The organism is Amycolatopsis sp. NPDC003676 (assembly GCF_053587275.1).
Map to the genome: position 1 here is coordinate 1 of NZ_JBSFNS010000258.1, position 1,790 is coordinate 1,790.

3 protein-coding genes are annotated in these 1,790 nt (G+C 67.0%); all 3 read right to left on the reverse strand.

What is annotated here, in order from left to right; all coding sequences use genetic code 11:
• On the reverse strand, positions 1–383 hold a 383-nt coding region (locus ACWDNU_RS45415), incomplete at its 3' end, for a glycosyltransferase family 2 protein (protein WP_449673394.1).
• Between the two features lie 43 nt (positions 384–426).
• Entirely contained in the window at positions 427–1,215 is a 789-nt protein-coding gene (locus ACWDNU_RS45420) for a site-2 protease family protein (protein ID WP_355274716.1), read from the reverse strand.
• Positions 1,212–1,790, reverse strand: a 579-nt coding sequence (locus ACWDNU_RS45425) for a hypothetical protein (protein ID WP_449673395.1), incomplete at its 5' end; no start/stop codon positions are given. The genes ACWDNU_RS45425 and ACWDNU_RS45420, both read right to left, overlap by 4 nt.

Genomic DNA, 1,790 nt, shown 5'->3' on the forward strand with positions numbered 1-1,790 from the left:
GCCAGCCCGCCTTCGCGAGCCGGTCGCCGAGGTCGACGTCCTCGAAGTACATGATGCGCGCGCACGGTGGCGCCCCAGTCGGGCGCGACCATGGTGTCGGCGTCGATGCGGCCGAGGTAGTCGCCGCGCGCCTTGTCGAAGCCGGTGTTGCGGGCGTGCGCGACGCCGGGATTCGGCTCGTCGATCAGCTCGATCTTCGGATGTCGGGCGGCTAGCTCGGCGACGATCTCCCTGGTGCGGTCGGTGCTGCCGTTGTCGACGACGACGATCTCGTCGATGGCGTCCTGACCGACCAGCCGCTCCAGGCAGGCGGCGATGACCGAGGCTTCGTCGAGTACCGGGATGACGACAGAGAGGACTACGGGCGATTCGGTGGTGCCCATACGCGTTTCCGTTCCAGAGTCGAGGTTGACCGGCGACAGGCTATCAACGCCAGAAGCGGGTCATGTGGCTACCGTAGGCAGCCCACCCGTCAGGTACCCCGGAAAGTTCGAACAAAGCGTAAACAGCGTCGAAAAACACCCGGCTCAATGGTGTGAAGAAGATGACAGCGAAGAGAACGAGCATTCCGTAGGGCTTGATCTGGTCGAGCGACCGCCGGGTCTCGTAGCTCAGCGAGGGCTCGATGATCCCGAACCCGTCCAGGCCCGGCACCGGCAGGATGTTCAGCAGAAACGCGGTGATCTGCAAGAACGCCAGGAAACTGAGCCCACACCAGAACCCGGCGTGCTCCTGCATCGTCCCGAACGCGCGGATCACCACGAGCAGCACCACCGCGCACAGCAGATTGGACGCCGGACCGACCGCGCTGACCAGCCGCTGCACCGCCGAGCGGAATCGGGTCGTGTCCACATACACCGCGCCGCCGGGCAATCCGATACCGCCGAGCGCGATGAAAATCAGCGGCAATCCGATCGAGAGCACCGGGTGGCTGTATTTCAGCGGATTCAGGGTGAGATATCCCCGCACTTCCACTTCATGATCACCCGCGCGCCACGCGACATAGGCGTGCGCGAATTCGTGCAGGCACAGGCTGATGATCCAGCCGAACACCACGAGCACGAACACGCCGACCTTGGCGCGCACCGACTCGATGTCGGCGTCCCAGGCGAGCGCGCCGCCGAGCACGGTGATCAACACGATGAGCAGGAAGACCGGGCTCGGGCGGACGGCGCTGTGGCCGGTCCGCCTGCCGGTGGGGAAGGAAGACGTCATCGCACCAGGAGCCAGGGTTGTTCGAAGCGGTAGAAGGTCGAGCGGGGCACCTTGCGTTCGGTGGTGATCCCGTCGCGGGTGACGATCGCGCCCGGCGTGCCGAGCTGCGCGGCGCGACCCGACACCCAGGTGCGCTTGCGGAAGCCCTTGCGGACCCTGGCGCGGACACCGGGCATCGTCATCGTCGGTGAGATCAGCATGGTCGTCACGATGCCGGTGAACAGCAGCGTGTCGTCGACGTAGGCCTCGCCCTCGAGCTTGGCGCCGTCGATGCCGGTGATGCTGGCCCGGCCGACGAGCACGGTGCCGGTGTCGTCGCGGATCAGCGGGGTCTCGATGGCCCGGCCCTCCAGCGCGATCTTCGCGGCGGCGTTGCCGGTCGCGGTCTGATAGACCCGCGAGGCGTAGGTCGTCTCGACCGGGACGAACCCGACCTCGACGTGCAGGCGTTCGGTGCGCATCAGATGGGTGAGCACGGCGGCCAGGGCGGCGTCGGAGCCGAGCACGATCAGGCGCGGCAGGCTGTCGGCGGCCAGCACCGGCAGCAGCTCATCGATCACGGCGGTATCGGGCAC